At 40.3% G+C, this 17,571-nt stretch carries 15 protein-coding genes and 1 tRNA gene; 6 read left to right on the top strand and 10 right to left on the bottom strand.

Going from position 1 to position 17,571, the window contains the following annotated elements; translation table 11 throughout:
* Nucleotides 1-127 precede the first annotated feature (127 nt).
* The 5 genes from VXM68_RS15510 to VXM68_RS15490 form a co-directional block, all read right to left on the bottom strand.
* Nucleotides 128-1,438 (bottom strand): efflux RND transporter periplasmic adaptor subunit, encoded by a 1,311-nt coding sequence (locus tag VXM68_RS15510; protein WP_367209270.1) that lies wholly within the window; start codon nt 1,436-1,438, stop codon nt 128-130.
* A 7-nt stretch (nt 1,439-1,445) separates the two neighbouring features.
* Entirely contained in the window at nt 1,446-5,768 is a 4,323-nt protein-coding gene (locus tag VXM68_RS15505; RefSeq protein WP_367209269.1) for a CusA/CzcA family heavy metal efflux RND transporter, read from the bottom strand.
* A gap of 152 nt (nt 5,769-5,920) precedes the next feature.
* Entirely contained in the window at nt 5,921-6,250 is a 330-nt protein-coding gene (locus VXM68_RS15500) for a DUF6660 family protein (protein ID WP_294186332.1), read from the bottom strand.
* 459 nt (nt 6,251-6,709) lie between these two features.
* Nucleotides 6,710-7,876 carry an alpha-hydroxy-acid oxidizing protein gene (locus tag VXM68_RS15495; RefSeq protein WP_367209268.1) on the bottom strand — a complete coding sequence of 389 codons (1,167 nt, stop codon included), beginning with the start codon at nt 7,874-7,876 and terminating at the stop codon, nt 6,710-6,712.
* Nucleotides 7,877-8,068: 192 nt separating this feature from the next.
* Nucleotides 8,069-8,725 (bottom strand): response regulator transcription factor, encoded by a 657-nt coding sequence (locus VXM68_RS15490; protein ID WP_293952774.1) that lies wholly within the window; start codon nt 8,723-8,725, stop codon nt 8,069-8,071.
* Nucleotides 8,726-8,957: 232 nt separating this feature from the next.
* Between VXM68_RS15490 and VXM68_RS15485 the strand changes: the two genes are divergently transcribed.
* Complete coding sequence (locus VXM68_RS15485) at nt 8,958-9,458, top strand: hypothetical protein (protein WP_293952773.1); 501 nt, start codon at nt 8,958-8,960, stop codon at nt 9,456-9,458.
* Between the two features lie 6 nt (nt 9,459-9,464).
* Here the strand turns inward: VXM68_RS15485 and VXM68_RS15480 are convergent, their stop codons facing one another.
* Nucleotides 9,465-11,618 (bottom strand): mechanosensitive ion channel family protein, encoded by a 2,154-nt coding sequence (locus VXM68_RS15480; RefSeq protein ID WP_367209266.1) that lies wholly within the window; start codon nt 11,616-11,618, stop codon nt 9,465-9,467.
* Between the two features lie 78 nt (nt 11,619-11,696).
* Nucleotides 11,697-11,918 carry a hypothetical protein gene (locus tag VXM68_RS15475; protein ID WP_293952769.1) on the bottom strand — a complete coding sequence of 74 codons (222 nt, stop codon included), beginning with the start codon at nt 11,916-11,918 and terminating at the stop codon, nt 11,697-11,699.
* Nucleotides 11,919-12,164: 246 nt separating this feature from the next.
* On the opposite strand from VXM68_RS15475, the gene VXM68_RS15470 reads away from it, so the two are divergent.
* The 3 genes from VXM68_RS15470 (at nt 12,165) to VXM68_RS15460 (ending at nt 14,365) form a co-directional block, all read left to right on the top strand.
* The gene (locus VXM68_RS15470; protein ID WP_293952768.1) at nt 12,165-12,908 is read left to right on the top strand and encodes a hypothetical protein; all 744 of its coding nucleotides are present in this window, start codon (nt 12,165-12,167) and stop codon (nt 12,906-12,908) included.
* 1 nt (nt 12,909) lies between these two features.
* Nucleotides 12,910-13,641, top strand: coding sequence for a metallophosphoesterase (locus tag VXM68_RS15465; RefSeq protein ID WP_293952766.1), 732 nt, complete (start codon nt 12,910-12,912; stop codon nt 13,639-13,641).
* 169 nt (nt 13,642-13,810) lie between these two features.
* Nucleotides 13,811-14,365 (top strand): type 1 glutamine amidotransferase domain-containing protein, encoded by a 555-nt coding sequence (locus tag VXM68_RS15460; RefSeq protein WP_294349854.1) that lies wholly within the window; start codon nt 13,811-13,813, stop codon nt 14,363-14,365.
* Nucleotides 14,366-14,569: 204 nt separating this feature from the next.
* On the opposite strand, the gene VXM68_RS15455 is transcribed toward VXM68_RS15460, so the two are convergent.
* Both VXM68_RS15455 and VXM68_RS15450 read right to left on the bottom strand, forming a co-directional pair.
* On the bottom strand, nt 14,570-14,773 hold the full coding sequence (locus VXM68_RS15455; RefSeq protein ID WP_294349853.1) for a hypothetical protein: 204 nt from the start codon (nt 14,771-14,773) through the stop codon (nt 14,570-14,572).
* 613 nt (nt 14,774-15,386) lie between these two features.
* Nucleotides 15,387-15,947, bottom strand: coding sequence for a DUF4230 domain-containing protein (locus tag VXM68_RS15450; RefSeq protein WP_294186352.1), 561 nt, complete (start codon nt 15,945-15,947; stop codon nt 15,387-15,389).
* 201 nt (nt 15,948-16,148) lie between these two features.
* Here VXM68_RS15450 and VXM68_RS15445 point away from each other — a divergent pair.
* Nucleotides 16,149-16,222, top strand: a tRNA-His gene (locus VXM68_RS15445).
* A 51-nt stretch (nt 16,223-16,273) separates the two neighbouring features.
* Here VXM68_RS15445 and VXM68_RS15440 read toward each other — a convergent pair.
* The gene (locus VXM68_RS15440; protein ID WP_294186354.1) at nt 16,274-17,053 is read right to left on the bottom strand and encodes a class I SAM-dependent methyltransferase; all 780 of its coding nucleotides are present in this window, start codon (nt 17,051-17,053) and stop codon (nt 16,274-16,276) included.
* 286 nt (nt 17,054-17,339) lie between these two features.
* On the opposite strand from VXM68_RS15440, the gene VXM68_RS15435 reads away from it, so the two are divergent.
* Nucleotides 17,340-17,570, top strand: a complete 231-nt coding sequence (locus VXM68_RS15435) for a hypothetical protein (RefSeq protein ID WP_293952756.1) — start codon at nt 17,340-17,342, stop codon at nt 17,568-17,570.
* Nucleotide 17,571 lies beyond the last annotated feature (1 nt).

The raw sequence follows: 17,571 nt of genomic DNA, 5'->3' as shown, positions 1-17,571 counted from the left end.
TTCGTCAATGGATTTTCGTTATGTTGCGCGATCCTGCGAAACTAGCATATAGCATAGCTGCCTTCCTTAGCTTTCAGTTCATATATATGACATTATTTGATTTCATTATGTGAACAAATGCTGATAATTAATGTTCGTGCCCACCTGTATTGCTCATTTTAGCATTGATAAAAAAGGCGCCCTTTACAACAATTTTAGTTCCGGCAGGAATTTCGCTAACCGGGGTAATCGCCGTATACCCCAAAGCAGACACACCTTTTTGAATCTCAATTTTTTCAAAATTAATGTTCTTGGCCTGTCCTTCTCCATGATTGCCGGCTTCTTTCTCGTTGCTATGCGCATGTTCTGCTTCGCCCTCATCGTGCGCATGCCCGTGATCGTCGTGCCCTTCATCATGCTCCTCAGGTTTCTTTTCTGTTTCTACAAAAATATAGTACCTGCCGTCGGCCTCCACAATGGCGTCATTCGGAACAGCCGGGGTCCGCACATTATTGATACCGATCATCCCCGTAATGTTCATTCCATCAATCAAGCCCACTTTGCTGCCCACAACGGTACTGTGCACAGCGATGGTCTTGCTGTCTTTTTCAAAGGAAGAACCAATGGTAAATACTTTCGCGGTATACGTTTTGTCTGGATTGTTTGTCAGTTGGAAGTGTATTAACTGCCCCACTTTAACTAAGGGTAGATCCTTCTCAAACACCTGCAGATCCAAGTGCAGCAGACTATTGTCAACAATCTCAATTACCGGCGAAGAGACATCTACATAACTCCCAATTTTCGCAAAAACATTACTCACTGTTCCATTGATAGGGCTTGTCACGGCCAATGAAGTGCGCATATTGGACAGATTCACGCTATTGGGGTTAATGCCCATCAATTGGATCTGTTGTTGCAAAGAAGCCTTCCTAGCCCGTAAGCTGTTGAATTCTGCTGTTGCTGCCTGCAGATTTTTCCGTGCGCCCGCATTACCTTCATTAAGTTCCTGTTGCCTTGCCATTTCTTGTTCAGCTAAGGTAATCTTACTTGCAAGGGATACATATTCCTCCTGCAGCTGTACAAACTGCGGGTTGGTAATCGTAGCGATCACCTGCCCCTTACGTACATTGTCTCCCAATTGTACATTCAATGTCTTCACCACACCACCATAAAGCGCTGTTGCATTGGCTTTATTGTTATTGGGTACACTCAAAATTCCATTAGCCTTAAGGTTAGCCGTTAGTTCCTTCTCTTCAATACCGCCAAAAACAATACCCACGGCTTTGATTTGCGCCGCACTCAGTGCCGCTATGGTAACCGGCCCTTCCTCATGCCCTTCTTCGGATTTAGGCGCTTCCTTTCCTTCTGGTTGAACTTTATGCTTCGATTCTTTAGAACTGCAACCGTAAAAAACAGTAACGGCTACACATACGATAAATATCTTTATGAAAACTTTCATTGTTGGCTTATTTGTTATTGAAGTAATTATATTGAATCGCTGATTGATTATACTGATTAAGGACTTCTAAATAATTCTGGCGAATCCCTATAGCCTGACTTAAAAATTGACTTAATTCAGCAAAATTGATCTCCCCTGTTCTATAACCCAAACTAGCCGCTTTAATGATTGCATCGGCTTGTTTTAGACCCGAAGACTCGTAAAATTGCAGTAATGCACTGTTCTTGTCAATTTCAGCAAGTGCATTCCCTTTATTTGTCTGAAATACCTGCGTCTCATATTCTAACTTACGCTGTTGAACTTCCATTTCAGCGTTGGCAGCCTTTACTTTACTTTTATAAGCGCCTAGGCTAAAGACCGGAAAAGATACGGAGACCGAGAATCCCGATAACGGTTCCTTGGCTCCCCAAACACGTTGGGAGAAAAATCGACCCGAGAACTCCGGCTTATTTGTATTTTTCTGAACACTGATATTTGATGATGCGATATTTACATTTTGCTGCTGTAAAACAAGTAAAGGATGTACTGTTTCCTCAGATGGACTGGCGTTCACGATAATCTTCTCCAAGGACTGATCCAATGGGAGCATCCATTCATTACGATCCAGCAACATCATTAATTGCTGCTGCTGAATAACAATATCCTTTTTGTTTTGAACCAACTGAGCCTGCAGCTCTTTCAATTTTGCTTCTGCAGCGATCTTATCCAGCGCAGCGACATCACCAGTCTTAAAACGTAATTCTGTTGCTTTAAACATGCCGCTGTAGATACTATCCAACTCCATATACAACTTTTGGCGATCCTGGAGATACCAGAGCTGAAAATAGGCTGCCCTTACATCTTTGGTAATCGCAGTTTTCAATACATCCGTATTTAGATTCGCATATTTTAGTTGCTGTTTAAAATAATCTTTACGCGCCGCATAGAGTCCGGGCCAGGCCATACTTTGCGTTACACCGATTTTCAGCAGCCCGGTCTTATCTGATGGACGATAGTCTTCATTTTCTGCAAAGATCCCTGTCTTGGGAATTTCGGTTGCCGTTTTGACATTAAAACCTGCTCCTGCGATCTCAGCCTGATTGATCTGAAACTGACGATTGCTCTTCAGCGCAATTTCCACAGCTTCTGTAACAGAAATGCGCTCCTGGGCAAACACCTGAAAGCCCAACATCATAAATAAGAAAATAAATATTGTAAAAAAGGTCTTAGCACCACTACTTCGTTTCATATTCCATTTAGAATTAAAAATTATATACAATAACGGCAGCACAAACAAGGTCAGGAAAGTTGCCGTTATTAATCCGCCAATCACAACGGTGGCCAGAGGCTTCTGAACTTCAGCGCCGGCACTTGTACTGATAGCCATCGGTAAAAAGCCCAGTGAGGCTACCGTCGCTGTCATGAGAACAGGACGTAAACGCGTCAAAGTGCCTTCTTTAACACGCTGAAAAATATCATCTACCCCCTCCTTTTTCAATTGATTAAAGGTTCCAATTAAAACAATACCGTTGAGTACGGCCACCCCAAATAAGGCAATAAAACCGATACCGGCACTAATACTGAAAGGCATGCCACGCAACATTAAAGCAAAGATACCTCCGATAGCACTCATTGGTATTGCGGTAAAGATGAGTGTGGCCTGCTTAAAGGAATGAAACGTGAAATACAACAGCATAAAAATAAGCAATAAGGAAACTGGCACAGCAATCAACAAGCGTGAGCTCGCCTTCTGTAAATTCTCAAACTGCCCCCCATAGGTGAAATAATAGCCCGCGGGAAGCTTTACATTTGCAGTCAATTGTCGTTGGATTTCTTTTACGACGGTTTGAACATCACGCCCGGCCACATTAAAACCGATCACAATTCTTCTTTTACCCGCTTCGCGGCTGATCTGTGCCGGCCCCAATTTGTAATCAATGGCAGCAACCTGAGAAAGCGGGATCTGCGTACCCGTATCTGTAGGAATCATCAGATTACGCACATCATCAATGCTGTTTCGGTGCGTTGTATCTAACCTGACGACCAGATCAAAGCGACGTTCATTTTCATAGATCTGTCCCGTACTCCGACCGGCAAAGGCAGTACTCACCACATCATTGACGTCCTGAATTGTCAATCCATAATTTGCGATACGGGTGCGGTCATAAACGATATTGATTTGCGGGAGACCGGATACACGCTCCACCTGTGGAGAAGTTGCCCCTTGAACAGATTGAATCTGAGCGGCAACCACATTGGCGTAAGCGGCCAGTGAATCGATGTTTTCACCGAAGATCTTTACAGCAACATCCTGACGGATACCCGTCATTAACTCGTTGAAGCGCATTTGAATCGGTTGATTTTTTTCGAAGAAAACACCCGGAATTACTTCTAGCTTCTCCAGAATAGCACTCCCCAGTTCTTCATAAGAACGGCCCGACTTCCACTCTTTTTGAGGCTTCAATACCACCATAACATCTGTTGCTTCCGGTGGCATAGGATCCGTTGGCACCTCAGCGGCTCCTGTCTTGCCAACAACCATCTTCACTTCAGCAAACTCTTTGATAATCCGGGAAGCCTGCATGGAAGTTTCAATACTCTGCGAAAGCGAACTTCCCTGCGGAAGTATGCAATGGAATGCATAATCACCTTCCTGCAATTGTGGAATAAACTCGCCACCCATATGCTTAAAAAAGAAGACCGATAAAGCAAAAATGGCAACAGTTAAACTCACTATCAGGTATTTAAACCGAATGGCTTTCTGTAATAAAGGGGCATAAATAAGCTGTAATCCCCCAATCATGCGGTCGCTCAAGGTTTGATTGTCGTTCTGTTTTTTCGGCAGGAACAAAGCGCACATCATAGGAATATAGGTTAGCGAGAGAATCAATGCGCCAAAAATAGCAAACCCAACCGTTTGTGCCATTGGACGAAACATCTTCCCTTCAACCCCCACCAATGTTAAAATTGGAATATAGACAATGAGAATAATAATCTCACCAAAGGCTGCACTGGTACGGATCTTTGAAGCAGACTCAAATACCTCATGGTCCATTTCGGCCTGGGTCAATTTCTCGGTTGATTTTCGTAAGCCTAAATGGTGTAGCGTAGCTTCCACCACAATGACGGCTCCATCCACAATCAAACCAAAATCTATCGCGCCCAAACTCATTAAATTGGCGCTTACGCCGAAGACGTTCATCAGTCCAAGTGCAAACAGTAAAGCCAGAGGGATTGCTGATGCTACAATAAGACCTGCCCGCAAATTGCCAAGAAAGAGTACCAAGACAAAAATGACGATCAGGGCACCCTCGATCAGATTTTTTTCAACGGTACTGATCGCACGCCCAACGAGATCTGTTCGGTCCAAATAGGGTTCTATGACGACATCATCCGGTAAAGATTGCTGAATAGTCGGTAATTTCTCTTTCACCCGATTGACCACCTTATTGCTGTTTTCACCCTTCAACATCATGACAACACCCCCTACCGCATCGACCTCACCATTGTAGGTCAGGGCTCCATAGCGCACTGCATGACCAAAACGCACATCGGCAACGTCTTTTACATAAATCGGTATAGATCCTGATTTGCGGATAGCAATATTTCTGATATCTTCCAAGGACGTCGCCAGCCCAATTCCCCGGATAAAATAGGCATTCGGTTTTTTATCAATATAGGCACCACCTGTATTTTGATTGTTTTTCTCCAAGGCAGTAAATAGCTCCGGAATAGTGATATTCATTGCCTTAAGTCTATTCGGATCAACAGCTACTTCATATTGTTTGAGCTCACCACCGAAACTGTTGACCTCGGCAATCCCAGGTGTTCCATAGAGCTGACGGGCAACAATCCAATCTTGCATGGTGCGCAAATCTTTTGCATTGTATTTCTTTTCGCTACCCTTTTTGGGATGGATAATGTATTGATATACTTCTCCCAGTCCCGTACTTACTGGAGCCAGCTCCGGTTTACCAATACCTTGTGGAATCTGATCCACAGCTTCATTTAAACGCTCACCAATCAGCTGACGGGCAAAATAAATATCTACATCATCGTCAAAAACAACGGTAATGACAGAAAGGCCGAAGCGTGAGATACTCCTGATCTCTTCAATTTTGGGTACAGTCGCAATACTTTGTTCAATTGGAAAAGTAACCAATTGCTCCACTTCCTGTCCGGCAAGCGTTGGACAAGATGTAAAGATCTGGACTTGATTATTGGTAATATCGGGAACGGCATCTATGGGCAGTTTCGTCGCACTCCATGCCCCCCAAATGATAAGAGACAAGGTCATCAAACCGATAACAATCTTGTTCTTGATGCTAAATTTTATAATATGATCTAACACAATATACGTGATTAATGCTTAAGGAATAACTCATTAGAATATCTTCATTGCTTGTCGCAATAAAATGCAACAGGCGTATTCCGAGCACAAAGCTGAATAAAGAACAGCATAGCACGCTCCATCAGATTTGTTTTTAGAATTTTTACGAAAAATTAAGCATTAACTTTTGGCGGCTGCCAGATGCTTCCAAAATAACTGGAAACAATCGCTGTATTGCGGATAGGATTACGATTATCAAAATAAATTGATACCGGGACACCATCTATTTGCGGAAATTGATAGGCATAAGCCGTTATATTTCCACTGCAACAATTGCAATAGCAGAAAATAGAACAGGCATCAGATGCATCATCACCATGGTTGTGTGTTTGATTTAGCTTCGCTTCCATAGCAGTCTCTTCGCAGTGATTGTTCGAATCGCTGCACGGGACAAAGGAAAGTCCCAGAATATATGCTATCAATATGAAAACAATTAACCTCATGGATATGCAAACTTAAGAAATTAAATCAAAATTCTCTTCATTGACTGAAAAATCCTCTTGATCCACATTAACTTTTGCTATCGATCAAACCTCTTTTAGCTTTATGCCTTTTGGCAAACCGTCCGAACGGATGCCATTTTTGATAATCCCCATAATTTCTTTGTTTGGCAAGCAATGAAAACTAAATCATAGTAATACCAAATTATACCAAACAACAATTTTACGTCAATTATTTCACAGTGATCATTCAGCGCTCATTCAGTTGTCACTGAACAAGCACTGAATGATCACTGAACAAGCACTGAACAAGCACTGTCAAAACACCAAATTTGGTATAGCGTTGATCTTTGGTTTTTGCGCTGTGAGATGACACAAAAAGGATAAGCTACAAGCAAAATTGTAAACATTCGGCATAAGCCTATTACAAGGTTAGATTGATGATCTTACCGAACAGAATAGTTAGAGAATAGCCTGTAGACGCTGTGGAAAATCTGCTATCTTCGAAAGACTCAACTGTTTCATAACCTGATACAAATGTGTCTTGAACATATTGATCGTATGTTTGCCGCCTGCTGCACCTAATGCGCCTACACCGTACATAAAAGGCCTACCCATAAAATTGAATTCTGATCCGACAGCATGAGCACGCGCCAAATCAACACCCGAGCGAATCCCACCGTCCAACATTATTTTTATATTCTTTTTATATTCGGGATTACTAGCCAAACGAATTAATGAATTGATCGAAGACTCACTTGCGTCTAGCTGTCGTCCCCCATGGTTTGAAACAATCACACCATCCACCCCCAATGCGATGGAAGCCTGCATATCTTCATCTGTTGCAATTCCCTTCAGCACCAATGGGCCTTTCCATAGGTCCCTTATTGCTTTAATCTTTTCAACATCAACTTTACCCGTAAATGTCTTATTCATAAACTGTCCGAGTTGGGCTAAGTCAAGACCTTTTTCCATATAAGGTTTTAAAGTAGCGAAAGAAGGAATACCATGTCTTAAGGTCTCAATACCCCAAGTTGGACATGCGAATGTTTGCAAAATATTCGAAACGCTCATTTTAGGTGGCATGGACAATCCACTTTTTATTTCGCGATACCGAAGTCCGAACGCCGGCACGTCGACCAATACCACCAATACTGGACATTCGACAACCTGTAAACGCCTGATAATGTCATCTCGCAATTTATTCTCGGTAGGGTGATAGAGCTGAAACCATGCTTTCCCATCCGACACCTCGGCAATACGCTCAATACTACTTGTCGATACGGTGCTCAAAATATAGGGAATATCAATTTCCGCTGCCGCTTTCGCAAGAATTTCCGGCGCATTTGGCCACATCAATCCTTGAAGTCCAATAGGTGAAACACCAAATGGCGCGCTATAACGGCGACCAAATAATTCGACAGAAAGATCTATTTCATCGCTCGCTGAAAGATATTGAGGCTTTAACAAAATGTTGTCAAAATCGTTTTCATTTCTGGCGAGATTCAACTCTTCGTTTGCTCCTCCGGTCAAATAATCAAATGCAAATCGGGGAATTCTTTTCCTCGCTTTATTCTTTAAATCTTCAACAGAAGGATAACGCGTATTATATACAAATTTTTGGCTCATGACTGATTATTGTTTACATATAGTCTATAACTGCGCGCCAAACTTAGATAAAATGCATTTCAAATGCAAAATAATTACAACTATTATAAAATCAATCCTCGCTAGAAAAAGAGATAAGCAGGATAATTTAAATGATTGAAGCATATAGATCTGCCGGCCAAACATTTTTAAAAGAATGCCAGTACTTTACTGTTAGCTCAATAATTTCTTCTGAAAACCAAAGCGTACAAGTCCTGCAGTATTCTTAGATCCTGTTTTCTCGATTAATTGTTGCCTATGCCCTTCGACCGTCCTTTTGCTTAAATAGATCTGATCCGCTATTTCAGCATTGGTATGCCCTTGAGCAATCAATTCCAGTACGGATAGCTCCCGTTCAGAAATATCATACCTGGCCATTATTGCTGTTCGGTCTACATCCATATGGGTATATTTCGATAAATTTCTAATAATATCAATACTCAGTGATGCACTAATGTATTGTTCACCTCGGATAACCTGCTGGATTCCAAAAAGGATTTCCTCCACATTAGAATCTTTTAACAAATAGCCATCGGCGCCGAGGTTAAAAATTTCCTGGACAACGTGGATATTATCCTCCATCGATAAAACGATGATTTTTATATCCACATATTTCTTTTTTACTTCTTGAATGAGCTGAATGCCATCTATCTGCTCCATGTGAATATCTGTTAAAATGATATCTGGCTTCGATGAACTGTTTAGATATTCCAGGGCTTTTTCGCCATTTTCGACCCCCGCTATTACAGTGATGTCCTGTTGTGCCTCTAATATTAGTTGGAAACCAGATCGCACCAATGTATGATCATCCACCAAAAGCAACTGTTTCATAGCTTTATGTATTTTCGTTTTAGTTTAGTTGAGTGACTGATATTGAAAGAAACAGCTTTCAGACCAAAAATGTTTTAGTAAAAAAATGTTGAGTAAATACAAACACGCTCTGATAAATACTCGATCGATCAAGATGTAAGGATTATCATTTTTTATTCTCTTCTAAAACAAACCCTAAGTTCTCAACCTATGTTCACTTAGTAAACAAATAAAAATCAAGTATCGGTATATTATGGAACACACATTTGACTACGTACACGAACTGCTTAATAGACAGATGGCCTTACGTGCCAAAATTGAAGAGAGCCCAATAGCTGGGGATATCATGATGGTTTACGGCCAAGATTTTTATCAAGAGGAAGTAAGAGCGATGGGGTTGGCGATGATTCGTGACGGTTGGGACGTAGAGGGCGAGCAACTAATACAAGATTATGTAGCAGAGCATTATCCAGCGCGAACTAATGATGAACTTATTTGGATTAATAAAATGATGCACTATTTGGAGGCAGTCACTGATACATTTATCGACAACCTGCAAGCTGCGGGCTATAAATGGCTGCAGGGTAATGTAGACATGCCCAATGAAAATGTTCTATTTTATCCGGTTCACGAAATTGATGAATTTGGAACATTATCTGCTAAACTAGGCATCAATAATTTGATTGATCTCAAAAATAGCGACGAACTGGAAAATTTGCGGGGCTGGATTTATTACCGGTCTGAAAGTAAGTAGCCTCCATTAGGCCGAAGTCACCTTTGAATCACAGCGGATGGCTTCGGCTCTAACTTTCTCTAGAAAACTGCTTCTAAAGCGCTCGATTTTTTTCACATTCTTCAAACCTACTTGAACGGATATAACATAGGCGTCTGCCGTAATGTCTTTCGTTAAAATTTTTACATCGAGACTGAGATCAATCTCATCAAAAGAAGAAATGGTATCCCGCAACCATTTTTTCCAATCTTCGATATTTCGGGCTGTGATGATCGTTAGCTGGAGGTTCAATCGGATATCTGAATCGTCAAATGTCCAATTGACTAATCGACCTGAGAGCAGATCACCATTTGGTATAATTACTTGCGCACCCTGATCGGTCAGCAAGGTACTGGATCGGATTCCGACTTGCATAACTTGTCCTTTTTTGTCTGCAAGTTCGACATAATCTCCAACCTTAAATGGCCGCTCAAATACTAAGATAACGCCCGAGACGAAATTGTTGATTATATTTTGCAAGCCTAGACCTATACCAACACTCAATGCACCTATAATCACAGTGAGTTTGTCAACACCCAAGCCTAGGATACGTATTCCGATAAGAAACCCAATAATAAAAATTACGACACGCACGAGCGGCAACAATGCATTAGGACGCTGATTTACTTTTGAGGTCGGCCGATCAAGAAGATCTTTTAAGTTCTTTTGAATCCAGTTTGCGGTCCATATTACTACAAAGGCTAAGAGAACATCACCATATGTATAGGTCACACTGCCGATGGTGTGCGTGCTATTCAATAGTCGGTCACCTAACCGGCGTAGCTCACTCGTAATATGCAAAGTGTTTGCCCAGATGATAATGGCCAATATAAAAGAAAAAAATCCAGTTATTCGGTGCAATGCTGCAATCATTTTATGCTTATCAAAACGATTTATAAATTGGTCATTCCTTGAATTTTCATAAGAATTAACCACATCATGAGCGAGCATATCACGAAATGCGCGCATCGATAATGTTTGCAACAATCCTACAGCACCTGCGATATTGAATGTGCGTGCTAAATTTAGGAAACCCAAAATATTACATATGATCGCTACGATACAAAAAAATAGTAATAACCATCGTGCTGTTGATCCTAAGTGATTGAATGGTGCTTTTCCGTCGCTATTCCATCGCAGCCCCCAGAGTAAACGGAGTCCCAAAAGGTTGACAAGGACAACTATGGTCCGTGAAATCCAATCTACGTCTAAAATTAAATTGCTGACCAAAACCGCAGTATAGTAAAAGAAAATGGACTGCATGACTTTAACTTGTATATCCGACAACGCGGCACGTATCAGTAAGTATAAAAATGCAAACACAAGTAGATAGGTCATTTCCAGCACAAACACTGGAATTCTAAGCGAGGTCAAGGGTAGTAGAATGAGAAAGAATATTGCATATTTCAGAATTGGAATCCACCATGGCTGATTGCGATGTAAAGGTAAAGCTTCATCCGCCCCCACTGCGCTTCTCCGCATCTGATATAACCAATAAAAATAGGCAAAACTGAATATGATAAGTAGAACGCGGCCGTCCCATCCAGTGTCATAATAACTTTGCGAGAAGCCATCTTGCTCAAGATTCTTTTGTATAATATGTTTCCAATGAAGCCAAGTGGTAATACCTGAAGCTGCCTGGACCACCTTCTCTTGCTGCTGGGCTTTGTCGCTAAGATCCTTCATGTCTAATAGAAGTGATTCAATATTCCGCCCTAAAGTAGCCGCACTATCTTGAATTGCGCGCCAGGAAATTCCAGTAGAATCCTGAGGAACTGTCTGCTTTTTCAGCATATCCACTTTCTTCTGTAAAGAAAGCAAAGGGGGTTTAACCTCTTGGATGTACCGTTGTACTTGATTTGGCACAACCAACTCGTTGTTTGTTCTTTGCCAGGCCACTCTCCGTTTCACGCTGTCAAACTCGGCATAAGAATGGTCTACCTCCATACGCCATTTTTCGAGCAAATTTCTGGCTGAGGCGACTGGGTTTTCAGGTAATGAATCGATTAAAGCGATCGAATCCTTAGCCCTTAAAGCGGAATCAACTTTTTGCGCGTACAATGTAGAAATGAATAAGCTAAGTTGAATCAACAAACTTAACTTAAGTACGGTGCGATTTATTACACCCTTAATAGTTAGCATACTCCTTATTTCTTTTTTATTATGGGTTTAATTGGGTTTGTTCCCAGAGCCGCCGTATAAATTATTGTCGAGATAATTCTAGTCCGAGGGCTTGTCTCTGTGTAAGTTATCCAACGGAACTCCCTGTTCCTTACTTTGCTCATTTTCCTTGGTCCTATCCTGCGATCGGCTTCGATGGATGTTGTCCAATGGAAGGCCACTTTGTTGGGTTATTGTGTCTGTTTTATATTCTACTTCGCTATGCTTGTTAGCGTCACCGCATGCGGTTGACACAGCTGCAATTACAATTGCTAAATACATGTATTTTACCATTATCTTCTATTTAATAGTTTAACCTTTTACTGTTTCATTAAGTTGTGGTTATCATCCACGCGAATAATATCTCGTGTACATACTCTTTAACTAGAACATATGCAGCCGGCATCTCAGCGGTCGCGATTTTCAAATTGAGTACTTCTACTTATTACTGATGTGCCTTATACCCTTTAAACACTGGTCGCCAAACCACTCGATTTAGTTGGCTGTTTATAAAAAAAAGCAGATTACATGATTCATTTAGATAATTTACCTGAAGATTGCCTTAACTTCTTCCAGGACACCCTTCAACTTTTACAGCAGAGTGATAGCCAATTCATGGTAGGCGGAGCATTAGCAATGTTCCACTATACGGGAATAATAAGGCCTACAAAAGATCTCGATATATTTTGCAAAAGCAGTGAATACCCTAAAATTCTTAAGCATTTTGCGGCAAACGGCTATCAAACGGAATTGACCGATGTTAGGTGGCTGGCTAAGATCTACAAAGACCCTTATTTTATCGACATCATTTTTGATAGTGTCAATCACTATTGTACAGTACAGCAGGATTGGTTTGATCGAGGTCCAGAAGGAATTCTTTTTGACACCAAAGTGCGCTATATACCAGCAGAGGAGTTGGTCTGGTGTAAGCTGTATGTACAGAATAGAGAGCGACACGATAGTGCTGATATTAATCACATTTTTTTAAAATACGGAAACAAACTTGATTGGGATCATTTATTGGTGCGAATGGATCAGCACTGGCATCTGTTGCTTGCACAGATACTGATTTTTCAATTTACGTATCCACATGATTATCGCGACATTATCCCAAAAGGACTATTTGACGAGCTTCTCCTACGCGCATCGGATCAGTATAACCTACCTCCATGCCTTGAAAAAGTATGCTTGGGACCGCTAATTGATCAGACACAATACGAGATCGACATTAAACACTGGGACTATAAATCTTATACGATAAAAACTGTTTGATATGAACAAAACAACGATAGCCGCCTTGGGCGATATACATATGAATGTGAGTCAGCAGGGAAAATGGAAAATAGCTTTTGAAGAAATTTCAGAGAAAGCCAAAGTGCTACTATTATGTGGTGATTTAACCGACACTGGCGATGAGGAAGAAGCTGAGTTACTTATCTCGGAACTGCAGTCCGTAAAAATTCCGGTGCTTGCGGTATTAGGTAACCACGATTATGAAAAAGGACGACATAAGCAGATTCGCCAGATTTTGATTGACAATAAAATTATTGTTCTTGATGGAGAAGCCACTGTAGTCGAAAACATTGGATTTGCAGGAGTGAAAGGTTTTGGTGGTGGATTTGACCGCTACATGCTCTCAATGTTTGGGGAAGACGCCATGAAAAGTTTTGTTCAGGAAGCTGTCAATGAGTCTTTGCTGCTGGACCGCGCGTTGGCACGGCTTGAGCAAGAACATGCGACTATAAAAAAAGTCGCTTTGCTCCATTATGCACCTATCGCAGAGACTGTTTCAGGAGAACCCGAACAAATCTATCCGTTTTTAGGCTCTACACATTTAATGGAGCCACTACAACGTCGTAAAGTTAGCGCCGCCTTCCACGGCCATGCACATGCTGGAAAATTCGAAGCCCTATCGCCCACTGGAATACCGATTTACAACGTAGCAGTGCCTGTACTGAGAGCGCATCACGGAAACGATAGGGCTTATGCTCTTATCGATATCTAATGGGATACATCATTCATTGGTTACTTTCAGATTGATGGTTCGGATTTGATGAAGCAATTTAGGAAGCTAATAGCCTAATTGTTCACGTTAAATTATCTTATTTCAAACTTTAGACGATTTGAATCGGTTATATAACAGTAAATAAAGGATATCATTAAAATTTAATTACATGGAAAATTTAAAGAATAAACGGATCGCTATATTGGTTGCGGATGGTTTTGAAGAAGTTGAATTAACAAGCCCTAAAGAAGCACTGGAAAATGCGGGCGCAAAGACGGATATCATATCGCCTGCTGATGGAAAAGTTAGAGCAAAAAGTGGAGATGAATGGTCAAATGATTATCCAGTCGATGTTGCTCTCCAAGAAGCAGAGGAGGATCGATACGATGCTTTACTTCTTCCAGGAGGAGTGATAAGTCCTGATAAATTGAGGACGAATAAAACTGCTATTGCATTGATCAACGCGTTTTGGGAACGGGACAAACCGATTGCAGCAATTTGCCACGGTCCTCAATTGTTGATTAATGCAGATTTGGTGCGTGATAAAAAGATTACCTCTGTTGCAGCTATTCAAATGGACCTTATTAATGCAGGCGCCTTATGGGAGGACAGCGAGGTGGTAGTCGATGATAAACTCATCACGAGTCGCACACCAGATGATCTGCCGGTCTTCAATAAATCGATTATTAAAGAATTCGCTAAGGATAGAAAGAATAAAGCGTAATAGAACGATTCCATAGGTACTTAAACAGTCAACCATTATATGCTGCAACATGTTCAATGTATAAGTAAAAATAAACACATATATCATGAATACGACAAAAAGTTCAGGTGGTACGAATGCTGTTAATAAACATGAAAAAAAATAGCGTTATTATAAATGAATAGCGTGGATGATAAAAGAGACCCGCTGAATTGCGGGTCTCTTTTACTTCTTACTTTCCTTAGGCCTATCTGTAGGATCATTCGGCATATCGTTAAGTTGATCGACCTGCGGGTCTACCCCAGCCTCTGCATCGCCTTCATCCTTATCATTTACAGCCCGAATGACTTCGCCATTCACACCTAGTTTAACTTTTTTTTTCTTCTCCATCTCTGTTCCGACTACACGATTTTCGTTTTTTGTTGCCATGTCTTTTTCGTTTATTATTTTATAACTATATAATATTATCTATTAATGCCATATTCAGAACCAGGTTTGTTTAAGGTATGCATAAATGAACAGCCTTCAACTTTATAAAGTTCTTTAGAATTCTATTTTTTCAACAAAAAATAAGAACAAACCTCATTCCTGTAACAATAGATAAATTAAATTCGAAACACTTTCAATTTGAACGTTGTTCTCCAGTTGAGCGTATGCGACTGCATACAATGATTAAATAATAAAGTAAATATGAAAAATCTAACAAAATTAATTACCGTTGGGCTGGTTTGTTTTGCCGCTTTCGGATGTAACAGCGCGAAGACCGATGATGAGAAATCAAAAGAGCTAATGCGGGACTCTGTCCCAAATGATACTACAACAATACAATATCGTGACACTAATTCTGCACAATCTAGAGGAGAAATACCGCCGACACCTCAGCCAGACACATCGACGACGCGGTAATAGCGTGCGAGAATTTGCTACAGTTATTCCAATAGAATTTGGATAACCGTCAATTCTCTTTTATTCGAAGAACATGTAATCAATTCATTAGCGAGAGCTAGAGCATCATAACATCTTCTAGCTCTCCTATTTAAAGTTATTTGAAAGTCAAATTGATTTTCGTGAATCCCAAGCCCTGCAGAAGTGGTTTAAAAACCGTATTGGCGTTCGCTTTGGTTTGCTGAAGAATATCTGATTTTTTAACATCATCTGCAACTGCCTTTTCTGCAGCTTTATACGCTTCATCTACAAGTTCGGCTTCTCTCATAAAGGCCATTTTAGTATCATATACCTTGGACGCTTCATGGTCGATCTTAATATAGCAAATTTCAGGAGCCGGTAACCTGATAGCGACTGAATCCCCAATCACTTCAATATCTTCCGGGGTAAGTTTCGTCAGATTTACACACCCTACTGCATCCGCTTTGACAATTAATAATACACTTGCATCAGGTAAAAATGTATTGACATTCTTATGTTCTACAACATCACTATAACGATATTTCACCAATTCTAATTTCCCCATAGCCTCAATACGATCCACTAACAACTGATGCTTACTTTCCACTAACGGACCGCTATTGTATTTATTGTAGATAAACCAACCGCCCACTACCAAAATGGCTACGACAATTAAAAATTTTAAAAATTTTCCCATAAATTATACTGTACAAATTAAAGACCAAGTTGCCTATTTATCCAATTAACCTCGAAATATTATCCAAATACTAATGTAAAATTCGCCAACTTGGTAAAAATAAAAATTCTATCTTTTGATAGACAATTGTTTAATTAAAAAGTTTAAAAAACATTTGGAAAATATCAGGTATAATACTACTTTTGTGACATCAAAATCACGGTAGGTATAGCTCAGTTGGTTAGAGCACTAGATTGTGGTTCTAGGGGTCGTCGGTTCGAGCCCGATTACTTACCCTGAAGGCGGATCAATATCAATTGATCCGCTTTTTTTTGTCTTTTACATTCCTAGCGCCACATAAAGCCACCTATACGAAAAAAACGCAGCAACTTATTGATCATCGTCAAGGCAGGCTTTTTAACTTTCCATTTTAACCCATCAATTCCTGTGGGTGCTGCATTGAAATCCTTTACTGTTGCCTTTCCTGTTTTCATATGTATTGGCGCATCATCTCTTCGGTTCTTCTCCACAACTAAAATACTGTCGTAATAGTGGAGCGAGCTTACCGAACGTGTAAATCCGTTTACTTTCAACCCACGTTGCTCCGAATGGTAGGCGTTGATGTAATCGATGAAATTCTTACTATATTCAATAAAAGTTCCATTCCTTTTATGTCCCCCACCATAAAACACTTGATAAGATGTGTGCAGATCTTCGCACAGATAAACTCCAGTATCTTTTACATGATCAAAAAGTTCTTCAAAAGTCACAATCTGCTGTTTCATGGTATGGCCGCCATCATCGATTAAAATATCAATCGGTGGAATAGATTCTTTTACCTGACGCAGGAATTTTCGGTCAGACTGTGAGCCAATAAATATCTCCACATTCTGTTCTTCGAGCTCCTTACAATGCGGGTTGATGTCAATACCGTATATTTTCGCGCGATCACCAAAGTAGTTTTTCCACATCTGAAGGCTTCCTCCCTGAAAAACCCCCACTTCTAAAACGACGATATCTTTGCCTTTAAAACGACTAAAATGTCTGTCGTATATATCGAAATAATGCATCCATTTATTAATCAATTTTGCATCATTATTCCGGAAATAACTTTCTAACTCGTTCATTATTTTTGGTTTATTCTGATTCGTTCTTTTATTTTTATGTGGTGAATTTATAGAAATCTAACGAGAAAAACAATGCTATATTTTCTGTTTCTAATGGACTCATTTAGACGAAATCACTCTCTAACCGCACTACATTTCTTTCTTTGGATTTAGAACTCGATGATGACGATTTCTGTGGAAACAATCAAGGAAATGACACTCTTTTCCCCTAATATAATCTAATTTTATTTTTCCTATGATATTCTTCAAATACTCTTGCTACCTTTGTGATTCAAATCAAATAAATATGCCAAAAGAGACTAAAGAAGGGCTTTATCAAGGAGTTATAGAGAAAGATGACAATGGAAACTATTTTTGCGGCCCTTACCTACTGGATTATCAGACCGTAGAAACTTACTATAAATTGGGTGACCGTGTTAGCCTAAAAACCATCATTAAAAACACAAGCCGCAAAAGCATGGAGGCTTATCCTCAAAAGTCGGTTAAATTTTCATTTGCTTCTACGGAAAATGATTAAT

Origin of the sequence: Sphingobacterium sp. R2 (assembly GCF_040760075.1) — a bacterium.
Lineage (GTDB): Bacteria > Bacteroidota > Bacteroidia > Sphingobacteriales > Sphingobacteriaceae > Sphingobacterium.
Note: the sequence above shows the minus strand (reverse complement) of the source record. Positions and strands in the feature narration are given on the sequence as shown.

What these genes read in the sequence shown, in the direction of transcription:
- VXM68_RS15440 (WP_294186354.1), bottom strand. Translation starts at nt 17,053, where the DNA reads ATGAACGAGTTAGAAAGTTATTTCCGGAATAATGATGCAAAATTGATT.
- VXM68_RS15485 (WP_293952773.1), top strand. Translation starts at nt 8,958, where the DNA reads ATGGAACACACATTTGACTACGTACACGAACTGCTTAATAGACAGATG.
- VXM68_RS15465 (WP_293952766.1), top strand. Translation starts at nt 12,910, where the DNA reads ATGAACAAAACAACGATAGCCGCCTTGGGCGATATACATATGAATGTG.
- VXM68_RS15455 (WP_294349853.1), bottom strand. Translation starts at nt 14,773, where the DNA reads ATGGCAACAAAAAACGAAAATCGTGTAGTCGGAACAGAGATGGAGAAG.
- VXM68_RS15460 (WP_294349854.1), top strand. Translation starts at nt 13,811, where the DNA reads ATGGAAAATTTAAAGAATAAACGGATCGCTATATTGGTTGCGGATGGT.
- VXM68_RS15470 (WP_293952768.1), top strand. Translation starts at nt 12,165, where the DNA reads ATGATTCATTTAGATAATTTACCTGAAGATTGCCTTAACTTCTTCCAG.
- VXM68_RS15435 (WP_293952756.1), top strand. Translation starts at nt 17,340, where the DNA reads ATGCCAAAAGAGACTAAAGAAGGGCTTTATCAAGGAGTTATAGAGAAA.
- VXM68_RS15510 (WP_367209270.1), bottom strand. Translation starts at nt 1,438, where the DNA reads ATGAAAGTTTTCATAAAGATATTTATCGTATGTGTAGCCGTTACTGTT.
- VXM68_RS15490 (WP_293952774.1), bottom strand. Translation starts at nt 8,725, where the DNA reads ATGAAACAGTTGCTTTTGGTGGATGATCATACATTGGTGCGATCTGGT.
- VXM68_RS15500 (WP_294186332.1), bottom strand. Translation starts at nt 6,250, where the DNA reads ATGAGGTTAATTGTTTTCATATTGATAGCATATATTCTGGGACTTTCC.
- VXM68_RS15450 (WP_294186352.1), bottom strand. Translation starts at nt 15,947, where the DNA reads ATGGGAAAATTTTTAAAATTTTTAATTGTCGTAGCCATTTTGGTAGTG.
- VXM68_RS15495 (WP_367209268.1), bottom strand. Translation starts at nt 7,876, where the DNA reads ATGAGCCAAAAATTTGTATATAATACGCGTTATCCTTCTGTTGAAGAT.
- VXM68_RS15475 (WP_293952769.1), bottom strand. Translation starts at nt 11,918, where the DNA reads ATGTATTTAGCAATTGTAATTGCAGCTGTGTCAACCGCATGCGGTGAC.
- VXM68_RS15480 (WP_367209266.1), bottom strand. Translation starts at nt 11,618, where the DNA reads ATGCTAACTATTAAGGGTGTAATAAATCGCACCGTACTTAAGTTAAGT.